The sequence below is a fragment of the Thauera sp. WB-2 genome, from assembly GCF_027594845.1.
Lineage (GTDB): Bacteria > Pseudomonadota > Gammaproteobacteria > Burkholderiales > Rhodocyclaceae > Thauera > Thauera mechernichensis.
In genome coordinates this window covers 3865814-3892360 of sequence record NZ_CP088935.1, presented here as the reverse complement: position 1 = coordinate 3892360, position 26547 = coordinate 3865814, and the positions used below count along the sequence as shown (strand labels likewise).

At 66.7% G+C, this 26547-nt stretch carries 29 protein-coding genes; 18 read left to right on the top strand and 11 right to left on the bottom strand.

Annotated elements, in window-relative coordinates; genetic code table 11:
- Positions 1-253: 253 nt before the first annotated feature.
- The 4 genes from LQF09_RS17765 to LQF09_RS17750 form a co-directional block, all read right to left on the bottom strand.
- The gene (locus LQF09_RS17765; RefSeq protein ID WP_270068587.1) at positions 254-3805 is read right to left on the bottom strand and encodes an indolepyruvate ferredoxin oxidoreductase family protein; all 3552 of its coding nucleotides are present in this window, start codon (positions 3803-3805) and stop codon (positions 254-256) included.
- Positions 3806-3910: 105 nt separating this feature from the next.
- Positions 3911-4705: a 2-oxo-3-hexenedioate decarboxylase gene (dmpH, locus tag LQF09_RS17760; RefSeq protein ID WP_270068586.1), complete on the bottom strand. Its 795-nt coding sequence runs from the start codon at positions 4703-4705 to the stop codon at positions 3911-3913.
- Between the two features lie 16 nt (positions 4706-4721).
- Positions 4722-5504 carry a 2-oxopent-4-enoate hydratase gene (dmpE, locus tag LQF09_RS17755; protein WP_270068585.1) on the bottom strand — a complete coding sequence of 261 codons (783 nt, stop codon included), beginning with the start codon at positions 5502-5504 and terminating at the stop codon, positions 4722-4724.
- A 40-nt stretch (positions 5505-5544) separates the two neighbouring features.
- On the bottom strand, positions 5545-7005 hold the full coding sequence (locus tag LQF09_RS17750) for a 2-hydroxymuconic semialdehyde dehydrogenase (RefSeq protein WP_002931482.1): 1461 nt from the start codon (positions 7003-7005) through the stop codon (positions 5545-5547).
- A 376-nt stretch (positions 7006-7381) separates the two neighbouring features.
- Between LQF09_RS17750 and LQF09_RS17745 the strand changes: the two genes are divergently transcribed.
- The 12 genes from LQF09_RS17745 (at position 7382) to LQF09_RS17690 (ending at position 17415) form a co-directional block, all read left to right on the top strand.
- A complete protein-coding gene (locus tag LQF09_RS17745) occupies positions 7382-8251 on the top strand; it encodes an urease accessory protein UreD (protein WP_002931483.1) in 870 nt (289 codons plus the stop codon).
- A gap of 51 nt (positions 8252-8302) precedes the next feature.
- Entirely contained in the window at positions 8303-8605 is a 303-nt protein-coding gene (gene ureA / locus LQF09_RS17740; RefSeq protein WP_270068584.1) for an urease subunit gamma, read from the top strand.
- A gap of 10 nt (positions 8606-8615) precedes the next feature.
- Entirely contained in the window at positions 8616-8921 is a 306-nt protein-coding gene (locus tag LQF09_RS17735; protein ID WP_002931486.1) for an urease subunit beta, read from the top strand.
- Positions 8921-10672, top strand: a complete 1752-nt coding sequence (gene ureC / locus LQF09_RS17730) for an urease subunit alpha (protein WP_002931487.1) — start codon at positions 8921-8923, stop codon at positions 10670-10672. The genes LQF09_RS17735 and ureC overlap by 1 nt, the downstream gene beginning before the upstream one ends.
- 9 nt (positions 10673-10681) lie before the next feature.
- Entirely contained in the window at positions 10682-11239 is a 558-nt protein-coding gene (ureE, locus tag LQF09_RS17725; protein WP_270068583.1) for an urease accessory protein UreE, read from the top strand.
- A gap of 2 nt (positions 11240-11241) precedes the next feature.
- Positions 11242-11940: an urease accessory protein UreF gene (locus LQF09_RS17720; RefSeq protein WP_270068582.1), complete on the top strand. Its 699-nt coding sequence runs from the start codon at positions 11242-11244 to the stop codon at positions 11938-11940.
- Positions 11941-11942: 2 nt separating this feature from the next.
- Positions 11943-12593, top strand: coding sequence for an urease accessory protein UreG (gene ureG, locus LQF09_RS17715; protein ID WP_002931490.1), 651 nt, complete (start codon positions 11943-11945; stop codon positions 12591-12593).
- Between the two features lie 82 nt (positions 12594-12675).
- A complete protein-coding gene (locus LQF09_RS17710) occupies positions 12676-13260 on the top strand; it encodes a HupE/UreJ family protein (RefSeq protein WP_002931491.1) in 585 nt (194 codons plus the stop codon).
- 124 nt (positions 13261-13384) lie between these two features.
- Positions 13385-14389: an adenosine deaminase gene (locus LQF09_RS17705; protein ID WP_002939890.1), complete on the top strand. Its 1005-nt coding sequence runs from the start codon at positions 13385-13387 to the stop codon at positions 14387-14389.
- Positions 14390-14505: 116 nt separating this feature from the next.
- Positions 14506-16101, top strand: a complete 1596-nt coding sequence (locus LQF09_RS17700) for a tetrathionate reductase family octaheme c-type cytochrome (protein ID WP_270068581.1) — start codon at positions 14506-14508, stop codon at positions 16099-16101.
- A gap of 1 nt (position 16102) precedes the next feature.
- Positions 16103-16744, top strand: coding sequence for a cytochrome b/b6 domain-containing protein (locus LQF09_RS17695; RefSeq protein WP_270068580.1), 642 nt, complete (start codon positions 16103-16105; stop codon positions 16742-16744).
- 83 nt (positions 16745-16827) lie between these two features.
- Positions 16828-17415 (top strand): NADPH-dependent FMN reductase, encoded by a 588-nt coding sequence (locus tag LQF09_RS17690; RefSeq protein ID WP_002931496.1) that lies wholly within the window; start codon positions 16828-16830, stop codon positions 17413-17415.
- Here LQF09_RS17690 and LQF09_RS17685 read toward each other — a convergent pair.
- Positions 17404-17799, bottom strand: a complete 396-nt coding sequence (locus LQF09_RS17685; protein WP_002931499.1) for a putative zinc-binding protein — start codon at positions 17797-17799, stop codon at positions 17404-17406. The genes LQF09_RS17690 and LQF09_RS17685 overlap by 12 nt on opposite strands.
- Positions 17800-17948: 149 nt before the next feature.
- On the opposite strand from LQF09_RS17685, the gene LQF09_RS17680 reads away from it, so the two are divergent.
- Positions 17949-19121 carry an alpha-hydroxy acid oxidase gene (locus tag LQF09_RS17680; RefSeq protein ID WP_270068579.1) on the top strand — a complete coding sequence of 391 codons (1173 nt, stop codon included), beginning with the start codon at positions 17949-17951 and terminating at the stop codon, positions 19119-19121.
- A gap of 137 nt (positions 19122-19258) precedes the next feature.
- Here the strand turns inward: LQF09_RS17680 and LQF09_RS17675 are convergent, their stop codons facing one another.
- Together LQF09_RS17675 and LQF09_RS17670 are read right to left on the bottom strand one after the other, a co-directional pair.
- Positions 19259-19606: a DUF1840 domain-containing protein gene (locus LQF09_RS17675; protein WP_002931501.1), complete on the bottom strand. Its 348-nt coding sequence runs from the start codon at positions 19604-19606 to the stop codon at positions 19259-19261.
- 21 nt (positions 19607-19627) lie between these two features.
- Positions 19628-20185: a hypoxanthine-guanine phosphoribosyltransferase gene (locus tag LQF09_RS17670; RefSeq protein WP_002931502.1), complete on the bottom strand. Its 558-nt coding sequence runs from the start codon at positions 20183-20185 to the stop codon at positions 19628-19630.
- 135 nt (positions 20186-20320) lie between these two features.
- Here LQF09_RS17670 and upp point away from each other — a divergent pair, with 135 nt between their 5' ends.
- Together upp and LQF09_RS17660 are read left to right on the top strand one after the other, a co-directional pair.
- Entirely contained in the window at positions 20321-20953 is a 633-nt protein-coding gene (gene upp / locus LQF09_RS17665) for a uracil phosphoribosyltransferase (RefSeq protein WP_002931503.1), read from the top strand.
- A gap of 106 nt (positions 20954-21059) precedes the next feature.
- The gene (locus LQF09_RS17660; protein ID WP_270068578.1) at positions 21060-22307 is read left to right on the top strand and encodes a uracil-xanthine permease family protein; all 1248 of its coding nucleotides are present in this window, start codon (positions 21060-21062) and stop codon (positions 22305-22307) included.
- Here the strand turns inward: LQF09_RS17660 and LQF09_RS17655 are convergent.
- Genes LQF09_RS17655 through LQF09_RS17645 form a run of 3 tightly spaced genes read right to left on the bottom strand, consistent with a single transcriptional unit; the run spans position 22240 to position 23367 of the window.
- A complete protein-coding gene (locus LQF09_RS17655; protein ID WP_002931505.1) occupies positions 22240-22644 on the bottom strand; it encodes a YqjK family protein in 405 nt (134 codons plus the stop codon). The two genes, LQF09_RS17660 and LQF09_RS17655, sit on opposite strands and share 68 nt — an antisense overlap.
- Positions 22645-22651: 7 nt before the next feature.
- A complete protein-coding gene (locus LQF09_RS17650) occupies positions 22652-23044 on the bottom strand; it encodes a phage holin family protein (RefSeq protein ID WP_002931506.1) in 393 nt (130 codons plus the stop codon).
- A gap of 11 nt (positions 23045-23055) precedes the next feature.
- Positions 23056-23367: a DUF883 family protein gene (locus tag LQF09_RS17645; protein ID WP_002931507.1), complete on the bottom strand. Its 312-nt coding sequence runs from the start codon at positions 23365-23367 to the stop codon at positions 23056-23058.
- Positions 23368-23636: 269 nt separating this feature from the next.
- Between LQF09_RS17645 and rquA the strand changes: the two genes are divergently transcribed.
- Positions 23637-24341 carry a rhodoquinone biosynthesis methyltransferase RquA gene (rquA, locus tag LQF09_RS17640; protein ID WP_270068577.1) on the top strand — a complete coding sequence of 235 codons (705 nt, stop codon included), beginning with the start codon at positions 23637-23639 and terminating at the stop codon, positions 24339-24341.
- A gap of 12 nt (positions 24342-24353) precedes the next feature.
- Here rquA and LQF09_RS17635 read toward each other — a convergent pair whose 3' ends face one another.
- Positions 24354-25136 (bottom strand): exodeoxyribonuclease III, encoded by a 783-nt coding sequence (locus LQF09_RS17635; protein WP_002939862.1) that lies wholly within the window; start codon positions 25134-25136, stop codon positions 24354-24356.
- A 41-nt stretch (positions 25137-25177) separates the two neighbouring features.
- Here LQF09_RS17635 and pyrE point away from each other — a divergent pair, with 41 nt between their 5' ends.
- Together pyrE and LQF09_RS17625 are read left to right on the top strand one after the other, a co-directional pair.
- Entirely contained in the window at positions 25178-25822 is a 645-nt protein-coding gene (gene pyrE / locus LQF09_RS17630; protein WP_002931511.1) for an orotate phosphoribosyltransferase, read from the top strand.
- Positions 25803-26495 carry a hypothetical protein gene (locus tag LQF09_RS17625; RefSeq protein WP_270068576.1) on the top strand — a complete coding sequence of 231 codons (693 nt, stop codon included), beginning with the start codon at positions 25803-25805 and terminating at the stop codon, positions 26493-26495. Before pyrE ends, LQF09_RS17625 begins: the two co-directional genes overlap by 20 nt.
- Positions 26496-26547: the final 52 nt, after the last annotated feature.

Here is a 26547-nt window from a genome sequence, read left to right as displayed (position 1 = left end):
TTCAAACGCTCGCGGCTGGCGCCGCTCCTGTGGGGGGCGCCAACGGCGGGTGGCTTTGCTGTAGGAGCGGCGCCAGCCGCGAGCCTTTCCGGGCGGCTACGACGAGCCCCGTCGCCTTCAGCCCCTCGCGGCTGGCGCCGCTCCTACGACGGGAGCTGCCTCTGTAGGAGCGGCGCCAGCCGCGAACCTTTCGTCGCCCCGTGTGCTTCAACGTGCATGCCGGCTCACGTTTGATTGCCCGGGGCTGTAACGCTTACACGAACTGTACGACCTGGGCTGCACCGCGGGCCTTGGCGGCCTGCGGGTTGTCGAAGTCGGCCATCAGCTGCGCCTGCTTGGCCTTGGCCAGCGCGATGTGACGCTCCTTGACGTGGCCGTAGCCGCGCACCGCGTCGGGCATGCTGGCGAGCTTGACCGCGATCGCGAGGTTGTCGCGGTTGAGCTTGTCGCACAGTGCGTCGAGCAAGCGGTCGTAGTCCTCGATCGCCTGGCGCTCCAGGTGGCGCTCCTCGGTCTTGCCGAAGATGTCCCACTTGCCGCCGCGCAGGTGCTTGAGCCTGGCCAGGTGGCGGAAGGCCTTCAGCACCCACGGGCCGTACTTCTGCTTGACCGGCTCGCCCGTTTCCGGGTCGCGCTTGGAGAGCAGCGGCGGCGCCAGGTTGTACTCGATCGTGTAGCCGTGCGGGAACTGCGCATCCAGCTCGGCCAGGAAGGCCGGGTCGGAGTGCAGGCGGGCGACCTCGTACTCGTCCTTGTACGCCATCAGCTTGTAGAAGTAGCGCGCGGCGGCCTCGGCCAGGGCCGAGCTTTCCGATGCGGCACGCTTCTCGGCTTCCATCACGCGCTTCACCTTGGCCGCGTAGCGGCGGGCATAGGCGGCGTCCTGGTAGCCGATCAGGTCGGGCACGCGGATCTCGAGCAGGCGGCGCACTTCACCGCTGGCACCGACCGAATCCACGATCTGGCGCGCCTCGGCGGTCAGCTCGGGCAGCTTGGGCGCCTTGGCTTCGTACTTGTGGATCTCGGCGTGGACGTAGTCGAGGTCGACCACCGCCATGCGGCCCCACTTGAACGCCAGCAGGCTCATGTCCACCCCGACGCCGGCCTGGCGGATCGCAGTCTCGAAGGCGGCGGCGCTGATCGGCAGCGCACCGGCCTGGTAGGCCACGCCGACCATGAACATGTTGGTCGCCATGCTGTCGGCAAAGAGGCCCTCGGCCAGCGTCTGCGCGTCGAGATAGACGTTGTCGTTGCGGCGGCTGACGCGGTCGATGCCCTGGGTCAGGCGGTCGACGTTGGGGAACTGCACCGACTTGTCCGACACCATGTAGCCGGTCGGCGCCTGGCCGGTCGACACGATGGCGATCGTGCGCTCGGGGTGGCACTTGTCCAGGTTCTTGTTGTCGGTGGCGTTGAGGATGTCGAAGCCAAGGTACAGGTCGGTGCTGCCGTCCGAGATCTTGTTTGCGCCGTCGAAGGGGGTGGCGGTGACCTTGATGTCCGAGATCACCGCGCCGCCCTTCTGCGCCAGGCCGGTCTGGTCCAGGCCCACCGCCCACTTGCCGTCGATGCGCGCGGCGTTGGCGATGGTCGCCGCCACGGTGACCGAGCCGGTGCCGCCGATGCCCATGACGTGGGCGCCGAAGTTGTCCGGGTCGACCCTGAACACGGGGTCGGGCAGTTCGCGTTCGAGCGCGGGCAGGCGGCCCTTCTTCTTTTTCTTCGCCTCGCCGGCCTTGGGGTCAGCCTTGGGCGTGATGGTGAGGAAGGACGGGCAGAAGCCCTTCACGCAGGAGTAGTCCTTGTTGCACGAGGGCTGGTGGATGCGCGTCTTGCGGCCGAACTCGGTCTGCACCGGCTCGACCGACATGCAGTTGGACTTCTCGCCGCAGTCGCCGCAGCCTTCGCACACGCGCTCGTTGATCACCATGACCGCCTCCGGCTCCCAGGCCTTGCCGCGGCCACGCTGGCGGCGCAGCTCGGCGGCGCACTCCTGGTCGTGGATGAGTACGGTGGTGCCTTCGGTCTCGGCGAGCAGCTTCTGCGCTTCCATGATGCGGTCGCGGTGCCAGACCTCGGTGTTGCCGATGAGACTGACCGCGTTGTAGCGCGACAGGTCCTCGGTGGTGACGATGATGCGCTTGACGCCGTTGGCAACGAGCTCGGCCACCAGGTTGCGCACCGGCTCGGCGCCCATGATCTCCTGGCCGCCGGTCATCGAGGTGTGGCTGTTGACCAGGATCTTGAAGGTGATGTTGGTGTTGGTCGCCGCGCAGTAGCGCACCGCCAGGCTGCCCGAGTGGGCGTAGGTGCCGTCGCCCATGTTCTGGAAGATGTGCTGCGTGTCGGTGAAGGGCTGCATGCCGATCCACTGCGCGCCCTCGGCGCCCATGTGGGTGCCCATGACCACGCCGCGCTTCATCCACATCGCCATCGTGTGGCAGCCGATGCCGGCCGACACGATGCTGCCCTCGGGGGCCTTGGTGGAGGTGTTGTGCGGACAGCCCGAGCAGTACCAGGCCGAGCGCGTCAGCGTGGTCAGCGCGTTGCGGCTGTGGATCTCGTCCAGGCGGCGGATCCAGGCCTCGGCCGACTCCAGCCGGGTCTTGCGCGACAGGCGGGCGTGCAGCGCACGGGCGATGATGTCGGACTCGAACTCGCCGTGGAAGGGCAGCAGGTCGCGGCCTTCCTCGTCGCGCTTGCCGACGATGCGTGGCGCGTTGGCCGTGCCGTAGAGGATGTCCTTGGCGAACAGCTCGATGAAGGGGCGCTTTTCCTCGACGACGAGGATCTCCTCGAGCCCGCGCGCGAAGTCGCGGATGTCGTCCGGCTGCAGCGGGTTGAGCATGCCGATCTTGAGGATGCGCACGCCGGCGCGACGCAGCGCATCGTCGTCCAGGCCCATCTCCATGAAGGCCTGGCGCAGGTCGTGGTAGGTCTTGCCGGCGGTGATGATGCCCAGCCAGGCGTCGGCGTTGGGGAGCGTGACCTTGTTGAGGCCGTTTTCGCGCGCATACAGGCGGGCGAGCTCCTGGCGCGCGTAGTACAGCGTGCGCTCCATGTCGAGCGCGTCCTTGCGCACGTTCATGCCGAGGTTGACCTCGGGCGTGTAGGGGCGGCCGTCGAGCTCGACCACCGGGGTGACGAACTTCAGGCGGTCGGGGTCGACGATGGCGCTGCCGCTGCCGTCGGCGACGTTGGTGACGATCTTGAGGCCTGCCCACAGGCCCGAGATGCGCGACAGGTAGTAGCCGTGCAGGCCGAAGTCGAGGATGTCCTGCACGTTGCCCGGGTACAGCGAGGGGATGCCGACGTGGTAGAACATGGCCTCCGACTGACTCGGCAGCGAGGACGACTTGCAGCTCGGGTCGTCGCCGAAGATGGCGAGCACGCCACCATTGCGCAGGGTGCCGGTGTAGTTGGCGTGCTTGAGCGCGTCGCCCGAGCGGTCCACGCCCGGCGCCTTGCCGTACCAGGTGCCGACCACGCCGTCGAACTTCTGCTTGCCCACCGTGTGCATCATCTGGGTGCCCCAGACGGCGGTGGCGGCGAGGTCCTCGTTGAGGCCGTCGACGAACTGGATGTTGTGCTGCAGCAGCAGCTTTTGCTGCTTGATGAAGTTGGCGTCCAGCATGCCCACGGGCGAGCCGCGGTAGCCGGAGATGAACATGGCGTTGTTCAGACCGCGGCGGCGGTCGAAGCGGATCTGGTCCATCGTCAGGCGCACCAGCGCCTCGATGCCCCCGATGTGGATGATCCCCTCTTCTGCCGTGAATTGCCGCGTCAGGTCCTGTTTGGACGACATCGGTGTTGCCCCTCTTGAATGTGGTGTGCGCCCCGGATGTGCAACGGGCTGGCGCGCGCTCGAAATGGCGCGCTGCCAGCCCGTGTCAGCAGCGCTTGGATGCGATCAGGCGAAGCGGAACGAGACGTTGCCGAGGTCCTGGAAGCGGACGTTGACGTTGTCGCCCTTCTTGACCGGGATGGCTTCGGTGACGCCGCCGGTCATGATGAAGGTGCCGGCCGGGATCTCCTGGCCGCGCTTGCCGAGCTCGTTGGCCATCATCGCGATCGCCACCAGCGGGTTGCCGAGCACGGCCGCGCCGGCGGCCATGGAGACGATCTCGCCATTGATCTCGAGCACCACGCCCAGCGTCGGCAGGTCGAGTTCGTCGAGGTTGCGCATGTTGCCGCCGATCACGAAGCGGGCCGACGAGGTGTTGTCGGCGATCACGCTCTTGAGGTCGAACTTGAAGTCGCGATAGCGCGAGTCGATCACCTCGACCGCCGGCAGCACGAAGTCGATCGCCGCCATGACGTTGCCGATGTGGCAGCCGGGGCCGCGCAGCGGGGCCTTGGTGACGACGCAGATCTCGGCTTCGACCTTGGGGTGGATCAGCTCGTCGAACTTCACTTCGCCGCCGTCCGGCACCGACATGTAGTCGGCGATGAAGCCGAACACCGGGGTCTCGACGCCCATCTGCTTCATCTTGGCGCGCGAGGTCAGGCCCGCCTTGAGGCCGGCGACCTTGTTGCCGCGGGCGAGCTTGCGGCGCTTGATCTCGTCCTGGATGGCGTAGGCGTCATCCCAGTCCATGTCGGGGTAGTCGTCGGTGATCTTGGTGACATCAAAAGCCTGCAGCTCGGCGTTTTCGAGGTGTTCTGCGAGCTTGGCGATGGTGGCCTGGTCGAGGGTGATTGCCATGGGTGCGGTTTCCTTGTCAGATGAAGCGGACCGACGTGCCACCGAGGCCGCCGACGTTGCAGATGAGGCTGTCGCCGGCGACGACCGGGACGAGCGGGGATTGCGAACCGGAGAGGATGATCTCGCCGGCCTTGAGGCCGATCCCCAGGCGCCCCAGGGTGTTGGCCAGCCAGGCGATGGCGTTGACCGGCGAGCCCTGCACGGCGGCGCCGGTGGAGGTGCTGATGATGTCGCCGTTCTTGGACAGCACCATGCCGGCGAGCGCGAGGTCGAGCTGGCGCGGGCTCTTGCGCACGCCGCCGAGCACCAGCACGCCGCAGGAGGCGTTGTCGGCCACGGTGTCCTGGATCTTGATCTTCCAGTCCTTGATGCGCGAATCGACGATCTCGAAGCAGGGCACCACGCAGTCGGTGGCGCGCAGCACGTCGGCCGCAGTCACGCCCGGGCCCATGAGGTCGTTCTTGAGGATGAAGGCCACCTCGGCCTCGGCCTTGGGGGCGATCATCGACGAGGCGACGATCGGCTCGCCCTCGTTGTAGACCATGTTCGACAGCAGCTGGCCGAAGTCGGGCTGGTTCACCTTCAGCATGTCCATGACGACCTTGCTGGTGACGCCGATCTTCTTGCCGACCACGCTGTGGCCGTCGTCGAGCTGGCGCTGGATCATGCGCAGCTGGATGTTGTAGGCGTCCTCGATGGTGATGTCGGGCTCGCGGTCGGTCAGCGGCGCGACCGGGGTGAGGGTCTTGAGTGCGGTGTACAGCTCGTCGCCGTAGTGATTGATCTTGCTCTGGTCCATGTCGTGTTCCCGGTGAGGTGTTTGGTTGATGAGCCGGTGATCAGTACTTGATCATCACGTTGCGCAGTTCGGTGTAGAACTCGAGCGAGTGCACCCCGCCCTCACGGCCGATGCCCGATTGCTTGGAGCCGCCGAAGGGGGTGCGCAGGTCGCGCAGGAACCAGCTGTTGATCCAGCACAGGCCGACCTCGATGGCGTTGGCCATGCGCATGGCGCGGCTGATGTCCTGGGTGTGCACCGAGGTGGCCAGGCCGTAGCGGTTGGCGTTGACCATGTTCAGCACTTCCTCTTCGGTGTCGAAGGGCTGGATGTGGCAGCACGGCCCGAAGATCTCCTCGGTGACCACGGTCGCGGTCTCGGGCAGGCCGGTCCAGATCGTGGGCTGTACCCAGCAGCCGTCCTTGAGGTCTTCCGGCATGTCGGGGATGCCGCCGCCGCAGACGATGTTGGCGCCTTCTTCCTTGGCCTTGGCGTACATGCCCAGCACCTTGGCCTGGTGCTTCTTGCTCACCAGCGGGCCGATCTTGGTGTCGGGGTCGAAGGGGCGACCCGGCTTCATGGTCTCGGCGGTGTGCTTCATCGCGGCGACCAGCTTGTCGAAGATCGGGCGCTCGACATACACGCGCTCGGTGCCGAGGCAGACCTGGCCAGCGTTCTCGAAGCAGGAGCGAGTGAGGGTGGCGATGGTGTTGTCGAAGTCGCAGTCGGCGAACACCACGGCGGCGTTCTTGCCGCCCAGTTCCAGCGACACCGGGCGGATACCGTCGGCCGCGGCCTTCATGATCGCGGTGCCGGTGCGGGTCTCGCCGGTGAAGGTGACGCCGTTGACGTCCGGGTGCGCGGTCAGGAAGGCGCCGGCCGAATCCACGCCGAAGCCGTTGACCACGTTGTACACGCCCTTGGGCAGGCCGACCTTGTTCATCACCTCGCCGAGCAGGGTAGCGGTGCTGGGGGTGTCTTCCGAGGGCTTGACGACCACGGTGTTGCCGCAGGCGAGCGCCGGGCCGGCCTTCCAGGTCATCAGCAGCAGCGGCAGGTTCCACGGGCAGATGATCGCGATCACGCCGCGCGGGGTGCGTACGCCGTAGCTGCGTGCGGTCTTGCCGTCCGGGGTGCGCATCTCGAAGGACTCGGTCGACACGTTCTTGATGGTGTCGGTGAAGATCTTGAAGTTGGCTGCACCGCGCGGGATGTCGATGTGCGAGGCGAGGTGGGCGGGCTTGCCGGTGTCGGCGATTTCGGCCTGCAGGAAGTCGTCGAAGCGGCGGTTGATCTCATTGACGACCTCGTCGAGCAGGTTGCAGCGCTCGACCACGGAGAGCTTGCCCCAGGGGCCTTTGAGTGCGGCCTTGGCGGCAGCGACGGCAGCATCGACCTCCGGCTTGCCGGCTTCGTACACCATGCCGATCAGCGCGTTGTCGACCGGGTTGCGGTTCTCGTAGGTCTTGCCGCTGGCGTTGGTGACGTACTCGCCGTTGATGAAGTTCTTGATCTCTTTCATGTTCGAAGGGTCCTCGAGTGATGTGTCGTTCGTTGTGGTCGCGGTGCGGGTGCCGTGGCCTTTTGCGCGACCCTTGAGCATGAGTCGCGAGATAAATTGTGAATCTCGAGATTTTATACGCGAGATTTTCCGTGGCTGCAAGCCCGACAGGAAAAATCAGCGTGTCGCGCTCGCCCGTGCCTCGCGTTCCCCGTGCGCACCTTCATGGTGCGGGCGGAGTCGTGTGCACCGCCGTGGTGCGCGCATGAGGTCGAAAGCCGTGCGGTGACGTCACGCCGGCCCTGCCTGGCCGTCGTTGCTCGATCGCGAGCCTTGTCCTTTCAATGGCTTGTGGCACTTCGTCGCAAGCTGGTCCGCAGCTTGCTAGGCAGCTGCCATGAATGCGCCCGCCCTCGCCTCGGCCCTTGCTATTGCACCCACGCCTGCTGGCGCAGGCTGGCAGGCCCGGCTGCGTCTTGGTTTCGAGCGCCGTGGGGCACGCACGGTGCTTGTCGCGCGTGAGCACTGCGGGCCGCTGGTGGTGCAACGGCCGCTGTATCCCGAGGGTGAGGCGGTGTGCCACACCATCCTGGTGCATCCGCCGGCCGGGATCGCCGGTGGTGACCGCCTGGCACTTACGCTGGCCCTGGGGGCCGGTGCGCATGTGCTGTTGACGACGCCGGGTGCGGGCAAGTGGTACCGCAGTGCGGGTCTGCATGGCGAGCTGGTGCAGCGCATCGAGATCGCAGAGGGGGGCGTGTGCGAGTTCCTGCCGCAGGAGAGCATCGTCTATGACGGTGCTCTCGGCGCCGTGACGACGGAAGTGGAACTGGGCGGATCGGCAGTGTTCATCGGTGCCGAGATGCTGTGCCTTGGGCGTACGGGTTCGGGCGAACGCTTCGGCCGGGGCGAGCTTGCGCTGCGCACGCGTATCCGCCGCGACGGCAGGCCGGTGTGGCTCGAGCGCGGCGTGCTCAAGGGCGGCGGTGCGCTGCTCGATAGTGCAGTGGGCCTGGGTGGCGAGCCGGTGAGCGCCTGCCTGCTGATTGCGGCACCCGCCTGCGATGCGGCCTTGCTGGAAGCCTGGCGGGCGGTGGAGCCCGTCGCCGGGCAGGGGGCGGTGACCCTGCTGCCCGGCCTGCTCGTCGCGCGCTGGCTGGGCCCGGCTTGCGAGCCCGGTCGGCAATGGCTGACGCGTCTGTGGAGCGTGGCGCGTCCGGCGGTGGCGGGGCGCGCAGCGCAGGTGCCGCGCATCTGGAGAACTTGAGACAAGCGTGCGCCGCCGGCCCAGGTGCCGGCCGGCGCCTGAGGAGGAAGGATGGAACTGACACCCCGCGAGAAGGACAAGCTGCTGATCTTTACCGCCGGCCTGCTGGCCGAGCGCCGGCGCGCGCGCGGCCTGAAGCTGAACTACCCCGAGGCGGTGGCACTGATCACCTGCGCCATCTTCGAAGGCGCGCGCGACGGGCGCACGGTGGCCGAGCTGATGAGCTACGGCGCAACCTTGCTCACCCGCGATGACGTGATGGAAGGCGTGGCCGAGATGATCCCCGATATCCAGGTCGAGACCACCTTTCCCGACGGGACCAAGCTGGTGACCGTGCACAACCCCATCCTGTGAGGCCCTTGCGATGATTCCGGGTGAATACTTCGTCGCCGATGGCGACATCGAACTCAATGTCGGCCGCACCACCTTGACGCTGGTGGTGACCAACACGGGCGATCGCCCGATCCAGGTCGGTTCGCACTATCACTTTGCCGAAACCAATACCGCGCTCCACTTCGACCGTGCTGCGGCGCGCGGCTTCCGGCTGAACATTGCAGCGGGTACCGCGGTGCGTTTCGAGCCTGGTCAGTCGCGTACCGTGGAACTGGTGGCGCTCGATGGCGAGCGCGAGGTGTATGGATTCAACGGCCTGGTCATGGGAGCACTGTGATGGCGGAGATCTCGCGCCGCGCCTATGCGGAAATGTTTGGCCCGACCGTGGGTGATCGCCTGCGCCTCGCCGACACCGAACTGGTGATCGAAGTCGAGCACGACTTCACGATCTACGGCGAGGAGGTGAAGTTCGGTGGCGGCAAGGTGATCCGCGACGGCATGGGCCAGGGCCAGGGCGTCTCGGCCGACGTGGCGGACACGATCATCACCAACGCGCTCATCGTCGATGCGGTCGCTGGCATCGTGAAGGCCGACGTCGCCCTCAAGGACGGACGTATCTGGCGGATCGGCAAGGGCGGCAATCCGGACATCCAGCCCGGGGTGACGATCCCCATCGGTGCCGGTACCGAGGTCATCGCCGGCGAGGGCATGATCCTGACCGCCGGCGGCATCGACAGCCACATCCACTGGATCTGCCCGCAGCAGATCGAAGAGGCGCTGATGTCGGGCGTCACCACCATGCTCGGTGGTGGCACCGGACCCGCGACCGGCACCTACGCCACCACGTGCACGCCGGGGCCGTGGCATGTCCACCGCATGCTCGAGGCGGCCGAAGCCTTCCCGATGAACATGGGCTTCTTCGGCAAGGGCAACGCCAGCCTGCCGGCGCCGTTGAAGGAGCAGGTGGCAGCCGGTGTGATCGGGCTCAAGCTGCACGAGGACTGGGGTACGACGCCGGCGGCGATCGACAACTGCCTGACGGTGGCCGACGAGATGGACATCCAGGTTGCCATCCATTCCGACACGCTCAACGAGTCCGGTTTCGTCGAGGCGACACTGGCGGCATTCAAGGGCCGCACCATCCACACCTTCCATACCGAAGGTGCGGGCGGTGGTCATGCACCGGACATCATCAAGGCGATCAGCCGGCCCAATGTGCTGCCGTCGTCGACCAACCCGACACGGCCCTACACGGTCAACACCATCGATGAGCACCTCGACATGCTGATGGTGTGCCATCACCTCGATCCGTCGATTGCCGAGGACGTGGCGTTTGCCGAGTCCCGCATCCGCCGCGAGACCATTGCCGCCGAGGATATCCTGCACGACAGCGGCGCGTTCTCGATGATGTCGTCGGACTCCCAGGCCATGGGCCGGGTGGGCGAGGTGGTGATCCGCACCTGGCAGACCGCGCACAAGATGAAGCTGCAACGCGGCTGGCTGGCGCCCCGGCGCGGCCCCGCCGCAGCGGTGCCGGAGGCGGTCGCGGCCATCGAGGGCAGCGACCGCAACGACAATTTCCGCGTCAAGCGCTACATCGCCAAGTACACCATCAACCCGGCCATCACGCACGGCGTCGCCCACGAGGTGGGTTCGATCGAGCCCGGCAAGCTCGCCGATCTGGTGTTGTGGCGGCCGGCATTCTTCGGCGTCAAGCCCAGCCTGATCCTGAAGGGCGGCATGATTGCCGCCGCGGCGATGGGCGATCCCAACGCCTCGATCCCGACCCCGCAGCCGGTGCATTACCGACCGATGTTCGGCAGTTTCGGCAAGGCGCTGAAGACCTCGGTGACCTTCGTTTCGGCGGCCGCCCTGGCGAATCCCGAGATCGCCGCGCTCGGGCTGCACAAGCCGCTGGTGGCGGTGCGGGGCTGCCGCAAGGTGAGCAAGGCCGACATGGTGTTGAACGATGCTACGCCCTCCATCGAGGTCGACCCCGAAACCTACGTCGTGCGTGCCGACGGCGAGCACCTGAGCTGCGAGCCGGCTGCGGCCTTGCCTATGGCACAGCGCTACTTCCTCTTCTGAGACGACATCATGCAAGCAGATTCCACTACCGTCGCACCGGTCGCCGCGGTGTCGGCGCCCCCCGCTTCTTCCGCGCTGTGCCTGATCGAGGCGCGCTACAGCGGCGATGCGCCGGCGAGCGACCATCTGGAGCTCGATTTCAACACCCGCAGCAAGAGCCGCCTGCGCGCACGCCTGGCCTCCGGCGCCGAGGTTGGCCTGTTCCTGCCGCGTGGCACCATCCTGCGCGGTGGCGACCGGCTGCTGGCGAACGATGGCCGGGTGGTCGCCGTGGTGTCCGCAGCCGAAGACCTGCTCGAGGTGCGCTGCGCCACCGCGACCGAACTCGCGCGCGCAGCCTTTCATCTTGGCAACCGCCATGTCGCGGTGGAGGTCGGGCGCGATGGCGGTGGCGACTGGTTGCGCCTGCAGGCCGACCATGTACTCGAGGACATGCTCGTCGGCCTGGGAGCATTGGTAAGCACGCTGCGGGCACCCTTCGAACCCGAGGCTGGCGCCTATGCGCCCGGCCACCAGCATCCGGGCGATGGCAGCGGTGCGCGCATCCATCTGATGGCAGGGCAGTGAGCATGCACGCGGCGACGCCCCTGCTGCCCCTGTTGCGCCTGCTGCAACTGGCCAGCCCTGCGCTGCCGGTGGGCGCCTATACCTACTCGCAAGGCCTGGAGTGGGCGGTGGAGAGTGGCGTTGTCGCCAGAGAGGCGGACGCCGCGGCGTGGATCGGCGATCTGCTCGAGTGGAGCGTGGCACGCTTCGAGGCGCCGTTGCTGGCGAGCCAGCTTGCTGCCTGGGCCTGTGGCGAGGACGGCGAGGTGGCGCGGCTCAACGACGACTTTCTCGCCAGCCGGGAGACGGCCGAGTTGCGTGCCGAGACGCTGCAGATGGGCTGGTCGCTGGTCAGGCTGCTCACCGAACTGGATGCCTTCGCCGCGCTGCCGGGCTGGCGCGCGCGCCTGCTGGCGCTCGATACGCCCTGCTTTCCGACCGCCTGGTCGGCCGCTGCCGCAGCCTGGCAGGTGCCGGCCGATCAGGCCCTGGCCGCCTACCTCTGGGCCTGGGCCGAGAACCAGGTGATGGCGGCGCTAAAGGCGGTGCCGCTCGGTCAGAGCGCAGGCCAGCGCCTGCTGGCCATGCTTGGCGAGCGTATTCCGGCGCTGGTCGGGCAGGCGCTGGAGCTGCCCGAAGCGCGCTGGAGCAACTACACCCCCGGCCTGGCCATTGCCAGCAGCCGGCATGAAACCCAATACACGAGGCTGTTCAGATCATGAGCATGAATCTCTCAGAAGGCTGCGGTCGCGATCGCGGGCATCATCGCGGTCCGCTCCGAGTCGGCATCGGAGGTCCGGTCGGCTCCGGCAAGACGGCGCTCACGCTTGCGCTGTGCCTGGCGCTGCGCGACAAGTACAACATCGCCGTGGTCACCAACGACATCTACACCGCCGAGGATGCCCAGTTCCTCGTGCGCAACGAAGCGCTCGCACCCGAGCGCATCATCGGCGTCGAGACCGGTGGCTGCCCGCATACGGCGATTCGCGAGGACGCCTCGATCAACCTCGAGGCAGTCGATCGGCTCAACGCGCGCTTTCCGGGGCTGGACATCATCTTCGTCGAGTCCGGCGGTGACAACCTGGCGGCGACCTTCTCGCCCGAGCTGTCGGACCTGACGATCTATGTCATCGACGTGTCGGCCGGCGACAAGATCCCGCGCAAGGGGGGGCCGGGCATTACCCGCAGCGACCTGCTGGTGATCAACAAGATCGACCTTGCACCGCTGGTCGGCGCCTCGCTCGAGGTCATGGACCGCGATGCGCGCAAGATGCGTGGTACGCGCCCCTTCGTGTTCTCCAACCAGAAGACGGGCCAGGGACTCGCCGATATCATCGACTTCATCGAGCGTCAGGGCTTGCTGGTGGCGGCCTGAAAGGCGCCTGACGGCCTGGCTGCTTCGCAATCCCGGTAGCTTCATCAGATGTTCATTTCTTGAAAGTGCAGGAGTCTCCATCATGAACACCCATCCCGTTCGCGCGGCGCTCGTCGCCGTGGCGCTGGCCACCGTCTCCGGTGCCGCGCTCGCCCACCCCGGCCACGAAGGTGCGAGCTTCTTCAGCGGCTTCGCCCACCCGTTCGGCGGTGTCGACCATTTGCTTGCGATGCTGGCCGTCGGCCTGTACGCGGCGCGCCAGCCCGGCGCCACGCGCTGGATGCTGCCTGCAGGCTTCGTACTGGCGATGCTGGCGGGCGCGGGGTTGGGCGCCCTCGATTTCGCGCTGCCCGCGGTAGAGGCCGGCATTGCTGCCTCGGTGCTGGTGCTGGGGCTGTTGATCGCGCTTGCCGCGCGTCTGCCCGTGGCGGCGAGCTTGCCCCTCGTCGCCGCCTTCGCGCTCTTCCATGGCCATGCCCACCATGCCGAGATGGAGGGCGCCAGCCTGGCGACCTACGCCCTGGGCTTTGCGCTCGCGACCGCGCTGTTGCACGGCGCCGGCTATGCGCTGACGCGGTGGACGCCGCAGACGCTGCTCGGCGACCGTGTCCACCGCGCGGCCGGCGCAGCCATCGCCGGCACCGGGGCTTTGCTGCTCGGCGCCTGAGCCTGACTCCGGGGCGGCTGCGCTGGGCGCGTACGCACCCGGCGCAGCCGCTGACGCGCTCGAGCTGTTGCAGGCGTAGCTGCCCGATTGGGACTAGCATGCAGGTATCAGCACGGAGGGCATCATGGACCTGGAGCATTTCGTTTGCAGCCTGCCCAAGGCCGAGTTGCACGTACACATCGAAGGCACGCTGGAGCCGGAGATGATGTTCGAGCTTGCCCGCCGCAACGGTGTGGCCCTGCCGTGGAAGAGCGTGGAAGAGACTCGCGCGGCTTATGCCTTTACCGACCTGCAGAGCTTTCTCGATCTCTACTACGCCGGCGCGGCCGCGCTGATCCATGAGCGCGACTTCTTCGAACTCGCATTGGCCTACTTCGAGCGCGCCCATGCCGACGGCGTGGTGCATGCCGAACTGTTCTTCGACCCGCAGACCCATACCGCACGCGGTGTCGCCTTTGCCACCGTCGTGGATGGCCTGGAGCGTGCCTGCGCCGAGGCCCAGGTGCGCTGGGGGATCAGTTCGCGGCTCATCCTCTGCTTCCTGCGTCATCTGAGCGAGGACGAGGGCTTCGCAACCCTCGAGCAGGCCTTGCCGCAGCTCGCCCGCATCCACGGCGTCGGCCTCGATTCGTCAGAGCGCGGACACCCTCCGGCCAAGTTCGCGCGCCTGTTCGCACGCTGCCGTGAGTTGGGCCTGCACATTGTGGCGCACGCGGGTGAGGAGGGACCGCCGGCCTACATCGCGGACGCGCTCGACGTGCTGAAGGTCGAGCGCATCGACCATGGCGTGCGTTGCGCCGAAGACCCCGCGCTGGTCGAACGCCTGGCGCGCGAGCAGGTTGCGCTGACGGTATGCCCGCTGTCGAACGTCAAGCTGTGCGTGTTTCCCGATCTCGCGCAGCACAACCTGAAGCGGCTTCTTGAGGCCGGCTTGAAGGTGACGATCAACTCCGACGACCCGGCCTATTTCGGCGGCTACATCGCGCGCAACTTCATCGACACCGCGCGTGCGCTGGGCCTGAGCCGCACGCAGCTCAAGCGCATCGCCCGCAACAGCCTGGAAGCGAGCTTCGTGCCGGAGTCCTTGCGTACGCCCTGGCTGCTGCGGCTGGACGCAATGCCGGCTTGAAAGCGTATCGGCTCTTCAGTTCCTGGGGTTTTTGCTTTGTTAGATAATTATCAAAAACTGAAATAGGGGTGCGCGTTAGACTGATGGCTCGATGACCCGGATCACGGAGTGCTGACATGAGCGTCCGACCCAACCGAGCTGCCAGCCTGCTGGCGGGCTTCTGCTTGCTGCTGCTTGCCACGCTGGCCATCGCGTCCACCGGCACCGCCGATCACAGCAAGTTCAAGGAGTTGCAGGGGCCCTTCAAGTCGGGTGAGGAGGTCACCGCGGCCTGTCTCGCCTGTCACACCGAAGCCGCAAAGCAGGTCATGGCCACACGCCACTGGACCTGGGAGTACGTCAATCCCGACACCGGCCAGAAGCTGGGCAAGAAGACCATGCTCAACGGTTTCTGCATCGGCGACCGTTCGAACGAGGCCTTCTGCCAGTCCTGTCATATCGGCTATGGCTGGAAGGACGAGACCTTTGACTTCACGGCCGAGAACAAGGTCGATTGCCTGGCTTGTCACAACACCGGCGCCTACCGCAAGCTGGCCGGCTTCGCGGGTCATCCACCGTACGAGCGCATCGAGTTCCCGCCCAAGTCCGGCAAGTTCGTCGAGGCCACCGATCTTGCCAGCGTGGCACAGAGCATCGGTGCCACCTCGCGGCGCACCTGCGGCGCCTGCCATTACTTCGGCGGTGGTGGCGACGGCGTCAAGCATGGCGACCTTGACTCCTCGCTCAACAAGCCCGACAAGGCGCTCGACGTGCACATGGCGGCGGACGGGCTCAACTTCACCTGTGCGAGCTGTCACAAGACGGACAAGCATGCCGTCGCCGGCAGCCGCATCAGCATGACCGGCGCCGACCCGCACGGCGCGATCATGCGAGGCGAGAAGACCGACCGCAATCCCGCGACCTGCCAGGCCTGCCATGGCGACCGACCGCACAAGGGTGACTTCCAGCACTCGGAGCGCCTCAACGACCACACCCGCACGCTGGCCTGCCAGACCTGCCACATCCCCGAGTTCGCTCGCGGCGGCGTGCCCACCAAGATGGGCTGGGACTGGTCCACTGCCGGCAAGCTGACACCTGAGGGCAAGCCCTTCCAGCTCAAGGACGACAGTGGACACGTCATCTACGACAGCAAGAAGGGCGATTTCGTGCTCGGCGAGAACGTGCAGCCCGACTACCTGTGGTTCAACGGCCAGGTGAGCTACACCCAGCCTGATACCCGCATCGACCCTGCTACCCGGGTGGCGATCAACACCTTCCATGGCACCCCCGGGGCGTCCGATGCACGCATCTGGCCGGTCAAGACCTTCCACGGCAAGCAACCTTATGACACCGAGCACCTGACCCTGCTCGTGCCGCACACCGCGACGCCGGACGACACCGCCTTCTGGTACAACTTCGACTGGCCCAAGGCGCTTCAGGCCGGTGCGGACGCCACCGGCCAGCCCTACAGCGGCAAGTTCGACTTCGTCGAGACCTCCATGCTGTGGCCGATCACCCACATGGTCGCGCCCAAGGACAAGGCGCTCGACTGCGCCCAGTGCCACGCCAACGACGGGCGGCTCGCCGGGGTGCCCGGAGTGTGGATGCCGGGCCGCGACCGCAACGCGATGCTGGACACCTTCGGTTTCGGTCTTGCTGGCTTGATGCTGCTTGGTGCGATCGGCCACGGTGGACTGCGCTTCCTGACCCGCAACAAGCGCAAGGAGCACTGACATGAGCGAGCGCATCTACCTGTTCACGCGCTTCGAGCGCTTCTGGCACTGGATGCAGGCAGCGCTGATCATCACGCTGCTGGTCACCGGTTTCGCCATCCACGGCAGCCATGGGCTGCTCGATTTCCGCACCGCTGTCGAAGTGCACGAGCTGGCTGCCTGGCTGCTGATTGGGTTGTGGGTCCTGGCGATCTTCTGGCACTTCACCACCGGGCAGTGGAAGCACTACGTCCCCACGCTGAGCAATATCGACCGCATGGTGAAGTACTACGCCTACGGCATCTTCACCGGCGCGCCGCACCCCTACAAGGTGACGGTCGAGCGCAAGCACAACCCGCTGCAGCGCATCGCCTACCTCGGTGTGAAGCTGCTCATCAATCCGCTGGTGTGGGTCTCGGGGCTGGTCTACCTGTTCTGGGGGCGGCTGCAGCCGCTGATGCCCGATGGCCTCGGCCTGCAGCAGGTGGCGCAGCTGCACACCCTGGGGGCCTTCCTGATGCTGGCCTTCCTGATCATCCACGTGTATCTGGCCACCGCCGGACACACACCGCTCGCCCACATCAAGGCGATGATCACCGGCTGGGAGGACGTGCACGACGAGGGCGGCGCCACCGCCAAGCCGGCCGCACCCGCCCGCCACTGAGGCGGTGGAGGCGGTTTGAGCAGGCCAACTTTTGCCTTGGATGAGGTCTAATGGTCTCCCCAAGCCCAGAGGAGTGTCCGCTGATGAAGCCCCCCCGCATCGTCGTGATGGCCGGCAGCCGCCGTGCCGAGGCCCTGTCCCGTCGTGTCGCCTTCGCCTGCGTACAGGCCTTGCAGGCGGCCGGTGCCGAAGTCGAGCATGTCGAGCTCGCCGACTATCCGGCGCCGCTCTACGATGGCGACCTCGAGGCGGCACAAGGGCTGCCGGACTGTATCGTGCGTCTTCAGCACATCCTGCATGCGAGCGATGGCCTGCTGGTGGTGAATCCCGAGTACAACGGCTCGGTCACGCCGCTGCTGAAGAACACGCTCGACTGGTGCTCGCGCCCCAATCCTGCGGACCGCGCGCGCTCGGGCGGCGCGGTGTACGCAGGACGAGCGGCCGCGGTGGTGGGCAGCTCGCCGGGCGCGCTGGGCGGGATGCGCGTGCTCTTCCATGTGCGCGACATCCTCGGCTATCTCGGCATGCAGGTGATCCCGCAGCAGCTCGCGGTCGCCAAGGCGGGCGATGCGGTGGGCGAGGACGGACGGCTGAAGGATGGCGCGCAACAGGCGATGCTCGAGGCGCTGGCGGTTGCGCTGGCCGACTGCGCGCGCCGGCTACGCGCCTGAACGCATGTCCGCTTCCCGCAGCGCCTGCAGCAGCTGTCGAGCCTGCTGCAAAACGCGCTCGGCTTCGTCCGCATCGAAATCGCTGGCGTAACGTTTCTTGACACCCTGTTCATTGAGCAGCATGTGGCGAGCGGGTTGCACGCCACGCTGGGCCAGACTGCTGCGGGTGCATTCGAGTGCACAGCCGTCGATGGCGAGGATGGGGCGGCCGGACTGAGCGATCCGCACCAGGTGCGGTACGTTGCCGCCGACCCCGGCGATGCAGGACATCTCGGCCTCGCCTTCGCGGTCCAGGCGCAGCGCGACGTGGTTCGCCATCTGCGCGGCACTGGAGCAGCCGGAGCAGGAGTAGACGAGGGGCAGGTCCTTCTTGCGCCCGGCCATGGCGGAGCCTCGCAGGTGCTGGTGACGGAAGCTGCCAGTTTACCCCGCTTCGGCCCGATGGGCGCGGCGTCAGCGCAGAGCCACTGCGGGCGCTCTCCGCTCAGCCGTTAGAATGCGCCGTCCCGCAACGCATTGAGCCGAGTCCACACGTGTCCTGCAGACGCCGCTTCCACCATGGCACCAACCCCGCCCGCGCTCAGAGCATCGCCGAGTTGCGCGCAATGGCTGCACGCCGGCTGCCGAACTTCTGCCTCGAGTATCTCGAGGGCGGTGCCGATGACGAGATCACGCTGTCGCGCAACCGGAAGGCGTTGGATGAGGTGCTGTGGTTGCCGCGCACCCTGGTCGATGTGTCGCAGCGTGAGCTTGCCGTGCCCTTGTTCGGCCAGGACAGTGCGCTGCCGATGGTGATCGCGCCAACCGGTTTCAACGGTTTGCTTGCGGATGGTGGCGACCGGGTGCTGGCCGAGGTTGCGCATGCGGCCGGGATCCCCTTCTGTCAGAGCATGGTGTCGACCGTCGCCCTCGAGGACATCGTTGCCACCGGGGTGCGGCACTGGATGCAGATCTACCCGTTCAAGGACCGCGACAACGTTGCTGCGGTGGTGAAGCGCGCCGAACTTGCGGGCTCGGAGGCGATCGTGCTTACCACCGACGCTTCGGTGTTCGGCAACCGCGAGTGGGACCGGCGCAATTACCGCGCACCGATGAAGCTGAACCTGTGCAACCTCATCGATGTGGCCTGGCATCCGCGCTGGGTGTGGGACGTGCTGGTGCCGCGCGGCATGCCGCGCTTTCGCAACCTGGGCAACTTGCCTGCGGGCATGGACAGTGCGCGCAACGCGGCGACCTGGCTTGCGGCGCAGATGGATACCTCGCTGACCTGGGACGATGTGCGCTGGCTGCGTGCACTGTGGCCGCGCAAGCTGTTGGTGAAGGGCGTCCTGATGCCCGAGGACGCATTGCACGCGCGCGACGCCGGGGCGGATGGCGTGGTGGTGAGCAACCACGGCGGGCGCCAGCTCGATACCGTGCCGGCCCCGATCGAGATGCTGGCCGCGGTGCGCGAGGCGGTGGGGCCCGACATGACGGTGATCGTCGACAGCGGCTTTCGCCGCGGCAGCGATTTCGTCAAGGCACGCGCACTGGGTGCGGATGCCGCGATGTCGGGCAGGGCGACGCTCTACGGCCTGGCGGCGGCCGGCCATGGCGGCGCTGCACGGGCGGTGGAGATCCTGCGCAGCGAAATGGCGCGCACCCTCGGCCTGATCGGCTGTGCGCAGATGCGTGAGGTGGACGGGCGCTACGTCGGACGCGGCTGAAGCCGGTGGCAGGATAGCCGCACGAAGCCTTGCCGGCGCGCATCGTGTCCGCCCCAGTCGCCTTCAAGCCCTCGCGGCTGGCGCCGCTCCTACGGCAAGCTCCCGCCGCTGCGAGCGTTCCCAGATGGGCCGCTGGCTCATACGCCCCACACCACCGGGGTGCCCTCGCGCTGCGATTCTTCCAGCATGTTGAGCAGGGGCCAGGCGCGTTGGGCGAGGCCGACCGGGGCGTTCATGCCGCTGCGGCCGGCTTCCTTGTCGGCTTCGTCATCGTCTTCGGTGCGTCGGCGCTCGAGTTCGGCCTGGCGCTGGCGGTCCTCTTCGATCGCGGCCTTGAGGCGCGCGATGGCTTCGGGGATCTGCTCGACGGTGACGATGCCCTTGCCGTCGTCGGGGTCCTTGCCGAGGAGGGTGATGAGCCGCTTGGCGATGTCGCCGAACATGATCACGTCGGCACTGGCATTGGACTTGAAGGTGACCAGCATGGAATCCGTTCTCCTGATGTTTTACAGACCCTTGACCGCGTAGATGCCGGGCGCGTTGCGCCAGTAACCCTTGTAGTCCATGCCGCAGCCGAACAGGAAGCGGTCGGCGATGTCGAGGCCGGTGAAGTCGGCGCGCATGCCGGGCGTAGCCTTGCGGTCGTGGAGCTTGTGCACCAGCACGGCGGAAAGCACCTCGGCGGCGCCTTCTTCCTGCAGGTGCTCGATGATGGCCTTGAGCGTGTGGCCTTCGTCGAGGATGTCGTCGAGTACCAGCACGGTGCGGCCACGCAGGTCCTGGGTGGGGCGTACGCGCCAGTCGAGCAGCGTGCCCTGCAGTGCGTGGCCGTAGCGGGTGGCGTGGAGGTAGGCGACTTCGAGCGGGAAGGGCAGGCGCGGCAGGATGCGACCGGCGAGAATCAGGCCGCCATTCATCACCGCGTAAACGAGTGGGTTGCGCTCCCCCAGGCGGGCGGTGATCTCCGCTGCCATGCGGTCGAGTGCAGCTTCGACGGTGGCGTCGTCGGCCAGGCAGTCGGCTTCTTCGCGGGCGCGCTTGATTTGTTCGAGGTCGAGAGACATGTTCGGGGTCCTGGTGGGCGGTGACCGATCGGCTGGCCGGTCGCGCATTTTAGCGCCGACCACGCGTGGACGCTTGTGCGCGCTCCTGCGCCGCGGTAAAAGGTGCGGGTCTCCGCCCTTGCCTGGAATGCTGCCATGCCCATCCACGAAATCCGCCATCCCCTCGTGCGCCACAAGATCGGCCTGATGCGCGAGGCGGACATCAGCACCAAGAAGTTTCGCGAACTGACTGCCGAGATCGCACGCTTGCTCGCCTACGAGGCGTGCAAGGACTTCCCGCTCGAGGACGTGGAGATTCAGGGCTGGGCCGGGCCGGTGAAGATCGAGCAGATCAAGGGCAAGAAGGTCACTGTGGTGCCCATCCTGCGCGCCGGCCTGGGCATGCTCGACGGCGTGCTCGACATGGTGCCGAGTGCCAAGGTGAGCGTGGTCGGCATCGCGCGCAACGAGGAGACGCTGCAGCCAGCGCCCTACTTCGAGAAGTTCGTCGGCCAGCTCGATGAGCGCATGGCGTTGATCATCGACCCGATGCTCGCCACCGGCGGCTCGATGGTGGCGACCGTCGACATGCTCAAGCGCAATGGCTGTGCCCATGTACGTGCGCTCGTGCTGGTGGCAGCGCCCGAGGGGATTGCGTTGATGAACGCGCAGCATCCGGATGTGGATATCTACACCGCGAGCATCGACAGCCACCTCAACGAGCACGGCTACATCATCCCCGGGCTGGGCGATGCCGGTGACAAGATCTTCGGCACCCGGCACAACTGAACGCCCGGCGGCGCTCCGGTGCCGTCCGTCATCGCCGTTTCATCCATAACGACAACCATGCCGGCGGTGCGGCGCGTTTGCTGCGAACGTCCGGCGGAGAACCTCCATGCGTGAAATTCCCATCCAGTCGGCCGATCCGCTGTGGCGGCAGGCCATCTCAGGCGCCCAGATCCTGTTCGTCGCCTTCGGCGCGCTCGTGCTCGTGCCACTGCTCACCGGGCTCAACCCGGCGCTTGCGTTGCTAGGCGCCGGGGTCGGTACCCTGCTGTTCCAGCTCATCACCGGGCGCCAGGTGCCGATTTTCCTGGGTTCGAGCTTTGCCTTCATCGCGCCGATCATCTTCAGCATCCAGACCTGGGGGCTGCCGGCGACCATGGGTGCGCTCGCCTGCGTGTCGCTGATGTACTTCCTCTTCGCCGGGGTGGTGTGGAGGCACGGCGCCGAGATCGTGCACCGCTACATGCCGCCGGTGGTGGTGGGGCCGATCATCATGATCATCGGCCTGTCGCTGGCGGCGGTGGGCGTGAACATGGCAATGGGGCGCTCGGGCGACGGCAAGATCGAACTCGTACCCTACGCGACGGCAATGACGGTGGCGGCGATCGCCTTCGGGGTGACAGTCATCGTCGCCGTGTTCGCGCGCGGTTTCCTCAAGCTGGTGCCCATCCTGTGCGGCGTCGGCGCCGGCTATGTGGCGGCGATCCTGTTCGGGCTGGTGGATTTTGGCGTGGTGGCGGCAGCCCCCTGGTTTGCGATGCCGCAGTTCGTGGCGCCGAGCTTCGAGCTGGCGGCCATCCTCTTCATGCTGCCGGTTGCGCTGGCACCGGCGATCGAGCACGTTGGCGATGTGCTCGCGATCGGCGGCGTGACCGGCAAGGACTACACCGAGAAGCCCGGCCTGCATCGCACGCTGGCCGGTGACGGCGTCGGCGTGTTGTTCTCCGGCCTGATCGGCGGGCCGCCGATCACCACCTACTCCGAGGTGACCGGCGCGGTCACGCTGACCAAGAACTACAACCCGGCGATCATGACCTGGGCTGCGGTGCTGGCCATCATCCTGGCCTTCTTCGGTAAGTTCAATGCGCTGCTGGCCTCGATTCCGGTGCCGGTGATGGGCGGCATCATGATGCTGATGTTCGGCTCGGTGGCGAGCGTGGGCCTGAACACACTGATCAAGGCGCGCACCGACCTCGACGAGCCGCGCAACCTGGTGATCGTCTCCGCGGTGCTGGTGATGGGGATCGGTGGCCTGGCGCTGAACTTCGACGGCCTCACGCTGCAGGGCGTCAGCCTGTGCGGCGTTGTCGCCGTGGTGTTGAACCTGATCCTGCCGAATCGCCAAGGGCGCGCTTGAGCGCACGAAGCGCCAGCCGAAGCGCCGGCGCAAGCACCGGTAGCAGCGCGGCCGGTGTGCCGCGCAGGCGCTTGTAGAGCAGCCAGCCCAACCAGGCGCGCTTGGCAATGCGCAGGCTGAGGCGGGGGCGGGCGGCGAGCAGGGCGAGGGCGCCGAGCGACAGCAGCGGGGCCTGTTCCTTGGCCCATGCGAAGTGTTCGCGCACACCGTCGACGCGGTCGAGGGTGGCGTCGACACCCTCCAGCCGCCAGGACAGGTCTGCGCGCTGGCTGGCGGCGCGCAACTGCAGGCGTTGCTTGCGCAGTGCGAGTTCGAGCGTGCGTGGATCCGTCCTCATGACAAGATCAGGCGTCCTCGTCGCGCCGCTGGACTGCCTGGCGGTCGCGCTTGAGTTCAGCCAGGCTGGCGGCAAACAGCTGGCTGCCGCGGCGCAGTTCGCGTGCGGCGTTGGTGGCGGCGAGCAGGCCGCCGCCCAGGCATGCCGCAGTGGCCACGCCGAGCGCCAGCAGGCGGTGTTCCTCCCAGAACAGCACGGTGAGGAAGATGAGCAGGAAAACCAGGCCGAAGCCGAGCAACAGGCCGCATAGCACGATGTTGAGCGCCACTGCGCTCAGTCGCAGCTTTTCTTCCTGCAGCTCGACCGTCAGTAGTTCGAGCCGGGTCTGCACCGTCTGCAGCCCGGCATCGATTGCGCCGCGCAGGGTTTCGGCCAGGCGCGGTCGACGTGGCTCGGCCATGGCGCCGTGCCTTAGCGCCGGCTCGAAAGCAGGCCGAGCAGGAAGGCGACGCCTGCGGCAATGCCCACCGCCTGCCAGGGCTTCTCATGTACGTAGTCGTCAGTGGCACGCGCCGCCTTGCGCCCGGTGTCGACGATGGCGTCTTCGGCATCCTTGAGGCGCTCTTTGGCGAGCGTCAGTCGTGCGCCGAGGCGGCCATGGACATCGGCTGCCTTGCCCTTGGCGTCATCTGCGGTCAGTTCGAGGAGCTCTTCGGCGTCGTTGATGAGGGTTCTGAGGTCCTCGATCAGCTTGTCCTTGGATGTGTCTGTGGTCGTGCTCATGATGGCCTCCTGAAGTTGAGTGACTACGACAATGGTGGACGATCGAAGGTTTCGTCGTCAAGGCTAGACCGATTGCGGGGTAATGGCAATTTCCCTAGCCCGTGGCGCTATTGCCATGTCGAATGCAGCGGTGTTGCGTCGCAGCAATTCGTGTAGCATCAGGTCAGACGCCGGCTTGCGATTCAGGGCCGTCGCTGCAGTGGAGGGACTGGCGGACCCTTGCAGCGCCGAGCGCCCCTACCCGGCTGCCATCACAGACCAAGATCGATATGCCTCCTTCATCCGACATTGCCACTCAGCCCGTCGAGGTGCTGCCCGACTATCTCAGCCGGACGTACTCCTGGGCTTATCTCGATCCGCGCACCGTGCCCTGGCTCGATCGCTCGCCGGTCGTGTCTGCGATCCTGTGGGGTAACGCGGCCCGCCTCATGCGGTGGGCGGTTGCGCAGTTTGTGCCCGGCGAAACGGTACTACAGGCCGCGTGCGTGTATGGAGGCTTCTCGCCGATGCTGGCGCGCCGGGTGGGGGAGCAAGGCCGTCTCACGGTCCTCGATGTAGCGCCGATCCAGGTTGATAACGTGCGCCGCAAGCTGGTCGGCCTGCCGCAGGCCGAGGCACGCGTGGCCGATCTCACCCGGCGGCAGGATGCGTGTTTCGACGCGGCGTGCTGCTTCTTCCTGCTGCATGAGGTGCCGGCGCGCGAGCGCCGGCTGATCGTGGCCAATCTGTTGGCTGCGGTTAGGCCGGGCGGGCGGGTCGTATTCGTGGACTACCATCGCGCCAGTGCCTGGCACCCCCTGCGGCCGCTCATGGGCCTGGTGTTCCGCTGGCTCGAACCGTTTGCGCAGTCGCTGCTCGACACCCCCATCGAATCCATGGCTGAGATGGCATCCGACTATGAATGGCGCAAGCAAACCTGCTTCGGCGGGCTGTATCAGCTCGTCGTCGCCACCCGGCGCCAGGCGTCTGAGTGACGGTCGCGGTCTCTACAGAGACCAGTCGTAGTCGATCGTCAGCGGGGCGTGGTCGGAGAAGCGCTGTGCTTTGTAGACCGAGGCGTTCAGCGCTGCGGCGGCCAACTCCGGAGTGGCGATCTGGTAGTCGAGGCGCCAGCCCACGTTCTTCGCCCACGCCTGGCCGCGATTCGACCACCAGGTGTAGCAGTCGTCGGTGGCCTCGGGGTACAGACGGCGATAGACGTCCACCCAACCCTGCTCGTCGAACAGGCGGCTGAGCCAGGCGCGTTCCTCGGGCAGAAAGCCGGAGTTCTTCTGGTTCGATTTCCAGTTCCTGAGGTCGATCTCGCGGTGGGCGATGTTCCAGTCCCCGCACACCACCACCTCCTGGCCGCTGGCGAACAGCGTCGCCATATGGGGAAGGAAGCGTTCCATGAAGGCGAACTTGATCTGCAGGCGTTCCTCCGAACTCGAGCCTGATGGCAGGTAGAGCGACACCACGGAGAGTTTGCCGAAGTCCAGCTGCAGGAAGCGACCCTCGGCGTCGATGTCGGCGATGCCCAGGCCTTCGATGACACGGTCTGGTGCGTGGCGGCTGTAGATACCGACGCCGCTGTAGCCCTTCTTTTCGGCGTGGTGGAACCAGCCCTTGAGCCCCGCCGGCGCCCGCATTGCGTCGCTCAGGTCGCCCGCCTGAGCCTTGAGCTCCTGCAGGCAGACGAGGTCCGCCTGCTGGTCCGGGAGCCAGTCGAAGAGCCCCTTGGTCGCTGCCGAGCGGATGCCGTTGAGGTTGAGTGAGATGATGCGTAACATGGGCGGTTCTATGAATGACGCTGCGTGGCAGCCAGAAGAACGTGGATTTTAGCCGGGATTTCATCGAACTCGCCTGCCGCAAGGGGGTGTTGCGCTTCGGCGCCTTCGTCACCAAGGCGGGGCGCAACTCTCCTTACTTCTTCAACGCCGGCCTGTTCGACGACGGTGTGTCCTTTCGCGAGCTGTGCGGATTCTATGCGCGTACGATTCGCGCCTCGGGCGTCGCCTGCGACATGCTGTTCGGCCCTGCCTACAAGGGCATCCCGCTCGTGGCCGGCACGGCGATCCGGCTCGCCGAGGAGGGTGTCGACCTGCCGTTCGCGTTCAACCGCAAGGAGGCGAAGGATCACGGCGAGGGCGGAACGCTCATCGGCGCGCCGCTCAAGGGCCGCGTGCTGATCCTCGATGACGTCATTTCTGCGGGGACGTCGGTGCGTGAGTCGGTGGAGCTGATCCGTGCTGCCGGTGCGACGCCGGCTGGCGTCGTCATTGCGCTCGACCGCATGGAGCGCGGCAAGACCGCGCTGTCCGCCGTCGAGGAAGTGCGCGAAACCTTCGGCATTCCTGTCATTGCGGTGGCGACACTCGAGGACCTGATCGGCTACCTTGCCGGCAGCCCCGAACTGGCCGCGAACCTGGATGCGGTCAAGGCCTATCGGGACTTGTATGGAATCGCATCGCGCTGAGACAGGTCTCGTCTTGCTCGCGTGCGCGCTCGTCCTCGCCGGAGTGCCGGGAGAGTCCGTAGCGCAGGCGGGCGGGCGTACGATCTACTGCTGCGACGTCGGTGGCCAACCGGTGTGCGGCGATATCCTGCCTGCAGCCTGCTATGGCCGGGCGTATCGCGAGATGAGCCCTTCGGGCGTGGTACGGCGCGTGGTAGCCGCGCCCTTGACGCCGGAGGAGATCGCCCGCCGTGCCGAGGTCGAGCGCCAGCACCGTGCTGCAGAGGCCGATCGCCAGCGCCAGTTGCGCCTGGATCAGGCGCTGCTCGAAACCTATCGCAGTCTGGACGACCTCGATAGCCGGCGCGACCGCGAACTGCGCGATCTCGACCGCAGCATCCGGGAACTGCGCGAGCGCGAGTCGGAACTCGTCAAGCGCCAGAGCGCACTGATCTCGGATGCGACCCAGACCGACGACAGCGCGGTTGCCGCCAGCCTCGAGGAAGACATCCGCACGCTGGATAGCGAGATCATCACGCAGTCGCGCGTGATCGCCGCCAAGTTGCGCGAGCGCAGCGCCGTGCTCGACCGCTTCGAGGAGCATCGGCAGCGCTACGTTGAGTTGATGGGGGCGCCCTCTGCCAATGGTGTGTCCCGCAATGGCAGGGGCGTGGTGCCAGGCTCGAACGACTGAGGGTTGGCGCGGCCTGTTGTCGCAAAACGAGGTCCAGCATGCTTCCTGGTGG